The following is an 8,257-nucleotide window of genomic DNA, read 5'->3' on the forward strand; positions in this document are numbered from 1 at the left end:
TCCACCTGGGTGACGAGCGGGTGGTCCAGCTCGTTCAGGATGGCGCGACCCTCGTCGACGTTGTTGCCGTCGAGACGGACCACGAGCGGCTTGGTGGCGGTGTCGCCCAGCAGCTCCAGCGCGCCCACCGCACGGAACGCCCCGACCGGGTAGCCCAGGTGCTGCGCGCGCTCGCGCATCGGCGGCGCGGCGACCAGCTTGAGCAGGCCCGTCGCCACGAGCACGACGCTGACGACGACGAGGAGCACCACCGCGACGCTCACCGCGTCCACCGCACCACCGTGCGCTGCGCACCGAGGTCGAGCGCGCCGTCGTCGGTCGCGATCGACGCCTCGACGAGGTTGCCGTCCTGCAGGTAGCGACGGTCCTTGACCTGCTTGCCGAGGAAGATCCGCCACTTCACGTGCGGCGGGAGCAGGGCTCCGACCTTCTCGACGATCGCCGGCGGGGCGCTCAGCGCGGTGCCCGCCGGCGTGCCGGTGAGGACGAGGTCGCCGGGCGCGAGATCCTGGAACCGCGCGAGGGCGGCGAGGGCCTCGGCGGGCCGGTAGATCATGTCGGAGGCCAGCTCGTCCTGGCGCAGCTCGCCGTCGACCCACAGCCGCAGCCGCAGCTCGGGCAGACGCTCGAGCTCACCGTCCTCCAGGACCAGCAGCACCGGGCCGACCGGGGTGAACGTGCGGTAGGACTTGGACTCGTAGAACTGGGTCTTGGGCAGCTGGAGGTCCCGCGCGGAGACGTCGTTCGCCACCACGAGCGCGGCGACGAGGTCGGGCAGGTCGGAGGCTGCGACCTCCTCCCCCGCCGTGACCGCGCGCCCGACCACCAGGCCCAGCTCCACCTCGTAGTCGAGCAGCGTCACGTGAGCGGGTCGCACGACCGGGTCGGACGGGCCGCTGATCGAGCCCGACGACTTCCGGAAGAAGGCGAGCGGCACGCGCGACGGGTTCATCCCGGCGTCCTTCGCGTGGCTCGCATAGTTCGCCATCTGCGCGACCACGCGGCACGGTGCGGTGACCGGCGAGACGAGCGCGAGCGAGTCGACCGGCACGGGGTCGCCGCCGTCGCGCGCCGCGAGCACGGCGGCCCGGTCGGCGAGGAGCTCGGCGGTCGTCGTCGCCGACGTCTCGACGCGGACGGCACCGTCGGGGCGGCGCAGCCACCAGGCGTCGGCGGTGCGGAGGACGGGGAGGGTCATGAGCGGGCCACTTTCATCAGTCCGAGGAGGCGGTCGAGGTCGAACTCGTTGTCCGAGCGCAGGGCGGTGGTCATCGACAGCAGCTCCCGCAGCGACTCCTTGCCGGGTGCGACCCCGAGGAAGTCGGCGGTGGCGGGCGGACCCCACTGCGCGAGGCCGCTGGCCGTCATCTCCGCCCAGCCCGGCTCGAGGGAGGCGTCGAAGCGGTCGCCGTCGCTGAAGTGCTCGACGAGGAAGCCGTCGGGGTCCCGCCAGTAGTCGAACAGCTGGCTGCCCTGGATGTGCCGGCCGATGCCCCAGGAGTGCCGGTAGCCAAGGTCGCGCAGGTGCTCCCCGCCGGCGGCGAGCGCGTCGAGGTCGGCGACCTGGTACGCGGAGTGCACGTAGCGGCTGCGGGGCCCGAGGGTCATGGCCAGCGTGTGGTGGTCGGCCGGCTCGCTGCCCCGGTCGCAGCGGATGAAGGCCATGGTCGGGCCGCGGTCGCGCTGGCCCGGGAAGAACAGGAAGTCCGAGACGATCAGGCCCAGGTGGTCGAGGTACCAGTCGAGCGAGGCGAGGTAGCGGTCCGACTGCAGCACCACGTGGCCGAGCCGCTCCACGACGGCCGGCTGCCGCGGGGGGCGCTGCGCGGCGTTGACCCGCTCGACCTTGGAGCCGACGTTGAGCGTCTGCGCCTGCTGCGTCGCCAGCGCGGGGTGCTCGATGACGTCGGCGACGACCCGCACCCGCGCACCCGCCGGCTCGCGCAGGTCGACCACGTGGCCGCCGAGGTGCTCGGGCAGGCGCCGGAGGGGCACGCCGGTGTGCTCCGAGAGCCGCAGCAGGTCGGCCGTCTCGGCGGCGAACGCCGGTCCCACGAACCGCGACCCCCGACCCTTCCGCACGACCACGCACGGCGCCCCGGGCAACGCGCCCCGCAGGTTCAGCTCGGTCGCGCTCCGGTAGGTCGTGCTGAACCCGAACGCGTGGGCGAACACCTCCGCGGCCGCGAGGTCGGGCTTCTCGAACTCCAGCCAGGCGAGGTCGCGCACCTTGACGACCGGCTGCGCCGACCGGCCCACGTGCTCGCCGGGACGACGCCCCTGCTCGCTGTGCAGGTCGCGGTGGCTGTGGTCGTGGGCGTGCTCGCGGCTGGTGTCGTGCGCACGGTCGGATGCCGACATCTGATGAACCTCTACATTTCTGATGAGATCATCAATATAGGGCTTGGTCGTGGTCGGGACAAGGCCCAGGACGGCACGAGCCGACCACTAGGCTGGCCCGACGGCAGCGGAGGAGGGGGAGGGACGAGATGCGCGACGGCAGGAGCACGAGCGACGGCCCCCGCGTCGACCGGCGGCGGGCGCGCACGCGCGCGGCCCTGCTCGCCGCGGCGGAGCGGCTCATCGTCGACGGCAGCGCGGCGACGGCCACCATCCAGCAGATCACCGACGCGGCCGACGTCGGCTTCGGCTCCTTCTACAACCACTTCACGAGCAAGGAGGAGCTCTTCCAGGCCGCGACCGCCCACGTGCTGGAGGAGTGGGCCCGGCTCATCGACGCCGCCGTCGCGGACGCGGAGGACCCGGCGACCCGCTTCGCGCTGTCGTTCCGGATCTCGGCCCGGCTCGCCTGGACCCACCCGGCGCTCGCCGACGTGCTCAACCGGTTCGGTCTCGACCTGCTCGACCTCGAGGACGGTCTCGCGCCGCGGGCCCTGCGCGACCTCACCGACGCGATGACGGCCGGACGCTTCACCGTCACCCACCTGCCGCTGGCCCTCAGCACCGTGGGGGGATCCCTGCTCGGGTTCCTGCGCCTGCGCTCCTCGCACCCCGACCTGGTCGCCGTCGACGACGTCGAGGAGCTGACCGGCCAGCTGCTGCGCATGCTCGGGCTCGACGCGGCCGAGGCCGCGCGGCTCTGCGCGCTCCCCCTCCCGCACCTCGACGCCTAGCCACCCCAGCCTCTTCGCGTTCTGTGGACTTCGTGACGATCTTCGCGACGAGGACCGTCACCAAGTCCACAAAACGCGAGGGGGGTGCGTCCCTCAGCCGAGCAGGCCCCGAGCCCGGGCGGCGCGAGCCGCCTTGACGCGGTTCTCCGCGCCCAGCTTCGCCATCGCCGACTTCATGTACGACTTCACGGTGCTCTCGACGAGTCCGAGCGCGTCGGCGATCTCGACGTTCGTCGCGCCCTCCTCGGCCAGCCGCAGCACCTCCACCTCGCGTCGACCCAGCGGGTTGGGTCCGGCCGGGCGTCTCGCGCCCTCACCGGACAGCCGCGCGAGCACGGCCTCCAAGCGCGCTCGCGTGCTCGGGTCGGTGGTCAGGTCCGCCACCTGCCGGAGCTCGCGCGCCAGGTCGTGCGGGTCGTCGCTCGCCTGTGCGGCCCGCAGGCTGATCGCCCGCATCCGCTCCTCGGCGGTCGTGGCAGCGCCGAGGTCGGCGGCGAGGCCCGCGAGCACGGGCCGCGCAGCGTCGACGACGGCCAGGCCGAGCCGCTCGCTGCGCCGGTCGCACAGGTAGACGATCGCCGACGGCTGCCGCCCCTCGACCCCCACCGGGATGCTCACCACCGACTGCAGACGCTCGGGGGCCACCCATCGGTCGTACCGGTGCGTGATCGCGGCCGAGCGCGGGTAGGCGCTCACCGCCGCCGGCCGACGGGTGGCCAGCGTCTTGCCGCCCAGACCCTCCCCCTGGCGCACCCGCAGCTGGTGCAGCGACGTGGTCAGCGCGCCCCGCAGCTCGGAGATCGTGAAGTGCTCCCGGCTGCGCACCAGACCGCCCATGACCAGCGGCAGGCCGGTCACGCGGCGCAGGTCGTCGAGTCCTCGCGAGAGGACCTCCTGCGGGGCCAGGTGGTCGGGCATCGGGCACCTCCTGTGTCGCCGGTCACAGTAGCGACCCGGACCCGCTCAGGTCACGCCCTCCCTCCTTTCGAGGGTACGAGCGGATCGGCGCCCCGACCCCCTCACAGCGAGCGCAGCAGGTACCGCTGGACCTTGCCGCTCGGCGTCTTCGGCAGCGCGTCGATCACGTGGATGCGCCTCGGGTAGGCGTGCCGGGAGTACCCGTCGCGCACCAGCGCGGTCAGCTCGGCGTGCAGCTCCGGCCCGTCCTGCGCCCCGTCGGCCAGCACCACGAACGCCTCCACGACCTCGCCGCGCACCCCCTCGGGGTCCGGCCGCCCGACGACGGCGACGTCGACCACCGACGGGTGCGTGATGAGGACGCTCTCGACGTCGAACGGCCCGATCCGGTAGCCGGCCGCCAGGATCACGTCGTCGTCGCGGGCCGTGAACTGGAAGTAGCCGTCCTCGTCGACCGAGCCGGTGTCGGCGGTGAGGTACCAGCGGCCGTCGGGACTGAACCGCTCGGCCGTCTTCTCCGGGGCGCCGTGGTAGCCCTCGAACCAGAACAGCGGGCTGGCGGGCACGTCGATCGCGATCTGCCCGTCGACGACGTCCGCCGCGTAGCCGGGCATCGGCACCCCCATCGACCCGTCCTTGACCGGGCGGGCCACGCCGTCGTTCCAGCTGTTGCAGATCACCATGCCCAGCTCGGTCTGGCCGTAGTGGTCGCGCACCTCGATCCCCAGCACCCGCCGGGCCCACGCCAGCACGTCCGGGGTCAGGGGCTCGCCCGCCGACGACGCCCGCCGCAGCGGCAGGTGCTCGACGAGACCGCTCTTGCTGATGGCGCGGTACATCGTCGGGGCGCCGGCGAAGTTGGTGACGCCGAGCCGCTCGACGACCGCGACCGTCCCGGCCGGCGTGAACCCGGCAGTGTGCAGCACGTTGGGTCGACCGGCGACGAGAGGGCCGGCCAGGCCGTAGTAGAGGCCGTACGCCCAGCCCGGGTCGGCGGCGTTCCAGAACACGTCGTCCTCGCGCACGTCGAGCGACAGCTCCAGGTAGACGTGGAACGACGCCAGCGCGCGCAGCGGCACCGTGACCGGCTTCGGGCTCCCGGTCGTGCCGCTGGTGAACAGCTGCATGATCGTGCCGTCGCCGCCGACCGCCACCCGCTCGGCGAGCGGCTCGACGCCCGACAGCTCGCGCTCGAGCGCCGGACCCACCTCCAGCACGTCGAGGCCCGGCAACGGGTCGAGCTTGCTGCGCTGGTCGGGCTCGGTGACGACCACGCGAGCCGAGGACCCCTCCACCCGCGTGCGGATCGCCCCGGTGGCGAACGCGGTGAACAGCGGCACGTGCACGGCACCGAGACGCCACAGCGCCAGCATCGTCACGGGCAGCTCACGTCGCTTGCCCAGCAGCACCGGCACCCGGTCGCCGCGCGCGACGCCGTGCTCGCGCAGCACGGCCGCCATCCGTCGCGACTCGTCCGCGAGCTCGCCGTAGGTCAGCGGCGTCGCGACGAGGTCGTCGTCGACGAGCACGAAGGCGGTCGCGGCCGGGTCGTGCCGGTCGCACGCGAGGTAGGCCGCGTCCGCGCCGGCGTCGGCGTACGTCGCCAGCAGGTCGTCGACCAGGTCCGTCGGGCGCGCCTGGAGGGTCATGGGGGTCTCCTTCACGAGTCGGAGCCGCCCCAGCAGGCGGCCGCCTCGAGACTGCGCCCGTCGCATGCGGCGCCGACACCCTCGAAGGTGGGTCCGGGCCGCGGGCCCGGACCCACGACCTCAGCCCAGGCGGGGCTGCCCGTTCGACGCCGTGAGGCCGCCGTCGACCGGCAGCACGACGCCGTTGACGAACGAGGCGTCGTCGCTCGCGAGGAAGGCGATCACCGACGCGACCTCCTCCGGCTCGGCCGCCCGTCCGAGCGGGAGCCGGTCCCAGAAGCGGTCGAGCAGCTCCTGGTCGTCGTCCATCCCGGCCGTCATCTCCGACTTCGTCAGGCTCGGTGCGACCGCGTTCACCCGCACCCCCGCCTCGGCGTGGTCGAGCGCCATCGCCCGGGTCAGGTTCGTGACGCCGCCCTTCGCCGCGTTGTAGGCGGCCGCACCCCAGTCGCCCCCGACGCCGGAGACCGACGAGACGTTGACGATGCTGCCGCGCGACTCGAGCAGGTGGGGCAGCGCCGCGCGGGCCGTGTGGAAGACGCCGCCGAGGACGATCGCCAGCGTCTCGTCCCACGCGTCGCGGTCGACGTCGGGCACGGGCCCGGACGGCCCGATGCCGGCGTTGTTCACGAGCACGTCGAGCCGGCCGTGGGCGTCGACGGTCGAGGCGACGAGCTCCTCCACGGCCGCGACGTCGCTGACGTCGCAGCGGTGCGGCACGACGGTGCCGTCGGCGGACTCGGCGACCTCGCGCAGCTTCTCCTCGCGCCGTCCGGCCACGACCACCGTCGCCCCCTCGGACGCGAACCGGCGCGCCGTGGCGGCCCCGATGCCGGACCCGCCGCCCGTCACGATCACGACGTCGCCGTCGAACCTGCCCATGTGATGCCTCCTGCGTCCTGGTCGTCCTCCTCATCGAAGCACGGGACCGCGGCCCCGGCGCGCCGACCCAGGACGCGCCGACCGCCCGCGGCACCGGCCCTACGCGGACTCCCACGGGTAGGCGTGCGCCAGGAACGCCTCGCGCACCTGGTGTCGTGGAGCCTCGAGCCGTTCGTGGAAGAGGCGTCGACCCTGCGTCCCGTCGACCACCAGGCGCCGACCGTCGAGGTAGACCCCCACGACCTGGTCGCGTGCCACGGTGCGGCGGTCGCGGCCGTGCACGAGCACCAGCTCCTCGTCGCGCACGACCACCCGGTGCTCGTCGACGATGGTGAGCACCGCCAGCGCCCCGCCGACCGCAGCACCGGCGGCGAGCCGCGCCGCCCACGCCCATGGGGCGTCGAAGCCCGCCACCCAGCGCGCGACGTCCTCGAACGGCACCCACGGGAAGCCGCTGACCAGGTCGAGCAGCCACGGCAGGACCAGCAGCAGCGCCGCCCCGCCGCCGGCCAGCAGCACGAACGTCCAGACGCGGTCGCCGTCGGACATGCGCAGCTCGGTCTCGGGGCCCGCGATCATGACGTCCACGCTAGGGACGACCACGAGCGTCCGCGTCGGCCGAAAGGACGGACCTCGTGGTCCGAAGGTCGAGGTCAGGCCCGACCGGCGGCCGACCGCAGCGCCTCGACCGACTCGGCGCTGACGAGCAGCTCGCACCGACCTGAACAGGCCAGCTGGTGCTCGACCCGCCCCGTCGCGATGAGCCGGTGCACGTCCGCCGTCGGGACGCCGAGCAGGGCGGCGGCCTCGGCGACGGTCAGCTGCGACGACATGACCCCAGCCTAGTGCCGCGCGTCGAGCCCACCCCGCGACGGACGAGCACCGGATGCCTTCCAGGGACCGCGTGGAGTGGTCTCGATACGTCACCTCGAGCCTCGTCCCTCGGCGGAGGCGATGACTCGACCAGCGCAAGGTACCGCTGGTCGAGTAGCGGCCGCGCGCGAGGGACGAGCGTCGTGGACGCGTATCGAGACCACCCGGCAACAGCCCAGCGCTGCCTCACTCCACGCTGATCCGCCCAGAGCGGTCTCGATACACCCCCCCTCGCTGGCGCTCGTGGAGGCACTCGACCACCAGACCCCTCCGCTGGTCGAGTAGCGGCCGCGCGCGAGGGACGAGCGTCGTGGACGCGTATCGAGACCACCCGGCAACAGCCCAGCGCGGGCCAACCCCCAGCGACGGCCCGGAGTGGTCTCGATACGTCTCCGCCAGCTCCTTCGTCGCGGCGTCGACTACTCGACCAACGACACCCACCGCTGGTCGAGTAGCGACCACGCGCGAGGGACAAGCGTCGTGGACGCGTATCGAGACCACCCGGCAACAGCCCAGCGCGAGCCAACCCCCAGCGACGGCCCGGAGTGGTCTCGATACGTCTCCGCCAGCTCCTTCGTCGCGGCGTCGACTACTCGACCAACGACACCCACCGCTGGTCGAGTAGCGGCCACGCGCGAGGGACGAGCGTCGTAGGCGCGTATCGAGACCAGCCAGCAACAGCCCAGCGCGAGCCAACCCCCAGCGACGGCCCGGAGTGGTCTCGATACGTCTCCGCCAGCTCCTTCGTCGCGGCGTCGACTACTCGACCAACGACACCCACCGCTGGTCGAGTAGCGGCCA

The 8,257-nt window shown here is 73.3% G+C and carries 8 protein-coding genes and 2 pseudogenes; 1 reads left to right on the forward strand and 9 read right to left on the reverse strand.

The window, feature by feature from the left end:
• From NH339_RS16110 to NH339_RS16120, 4 genes and pseudogenes are all read right to left on the reverse strand, one after another.
• Positions 1 to 125, reverse strand: a pseudogene (locus tag NH339_RS16110) (succinate--CoA ligase subunit beta); the annotation flags it as partial.
• A 39-nt stretch (positions 126 to 164) separates the two neighbouring features.
• Positions 165 to 272 (reverse strand): annotated as a pseudogene (locus NH339_RS19020) (hypothetical protein); the annotation flags it as partial.
• Positions 260 to 1,198 (reverse strand): fumarylacetoacetate hydrolase family protein, encoded by a 939-nt coding sequence (locus tag NH339_RS16115; protein WP_253027043.1) that lies wholly within the window; start codon positions 1,196 to 1,198, stop codon positions 260 to 262. The pseudogene NH339_RS19020 and the gene NH339_RS16115, both read right to left, overlap by 13 nt.
• A complete protein-coding gene (locus NH339_RS16120) occupies positions 1,195 to 2,361 on the reverse strand; it encodes a VOC family protein (protein WP_253027044.1) in 1,167 nt (388 codons plus the stop codon). Before NH339_RS16120 ends, NH339_RS16115 begins: the two co-directional genes overlap by 4 nt.
• A 128-nt stretch (positions 2,362 to 2,489) precedes the next feature.
• Between NH339_RS16120 and NH339_RS16125 the strand changes: the two genes are divergently transcribed.
• The gene (locus NH339_RS16125; protein ID WP_253027045.1) at positions 2,490 to 3,134 is read left to right on the forward strand and encodes a TetR/AcrR family transcriptional regulator; all 645 of its coding nucleotides are present in this window, start codon (positions 2,490 to 2,492) and stop codon (positions 3,132 to 3,134) included.
• A gap of 93 nt (positions 3,135 to 3,227) precedes the next feature.
• Here NH339_RS16125 and NH339_RS16130 read toward each other — a convergent pair whose 3' ends face one another.
• From NH339_RS16130 to NH339_RS16150, 5 genes are all read right to left on the reverse strand, one after another.
• A complete protein-coding gene (locus NH339_RS16130) occupies positions 3,228 to 4,052 on the reverse strand; it encodes a LuxR family transcriptional regulator (RefSeq protein ID WP_253027046.1) in 825 nt (274 codons plus the stop codon).
• Positions 4,053 to 4,153: 101 nt separating this feature from the next.
• Positions 4,154 to 5,701 (reverse strand): AMP-binding protein, encoded by a 1,548-nt coding sequence (locus NH339_RS16135; RefSeq protein ID WP_253027047.1) that lies wholly within the window; start codon positions 5,699 to 5,701, stop codon positions 4,154 to 4,156.
• A 120-nt stretch (positions 5,702 to 5,821) separates the two neighbouring features.
• Positions 5,822 to 6,583, reverse strand: a complete 762-nt coding sequence (locus tag NH339_RS16140; protein ID WP_253027048.1) for an SDR family NAD(P)-dependent oxidoreductase — start codon at positions 6,581 to 6,583, stop codon at positions 5,822 to 5,824.
• 99 nt (positions 6,584 to 6,682) lie between these two features.
• Entirely contained in the window at positions 6,683 to 7,162 is a 480-nt protein-coding gene (locus NH339_RS16145; RefSeq protein ID WP_253027049.1) for a hypothetical protein, read from the reverse strand.
• Positions 7,163 to 7,236: 74 nt separating this feature from the next.
• Positions 7,237 to 7,416 carry a helix-turn-helix domain-containing protein gene (locus NH339_RS16150; protein ID WP_253027050.1) on the reverse strand — a complete coding sequence of 60 codons (180 nt, stop codon included), beginning with the start codon at positions 7,414 to 7,416 and terminating at the stop codon, positions 7,237 to 7,239.
• Positions 7,417 to 8,257: the final 841 nt, after the last annotated feature.

Origin of the sequence: Aeromicrobium sp. CnD17-E (genome assembly GCF_024124745.1) — a bacterium.
GTDB lineage: Bacteria > Actinomycetota > Actinomycetes > Propionibacteriales > Nocardioidaceae > Aeromicrobium.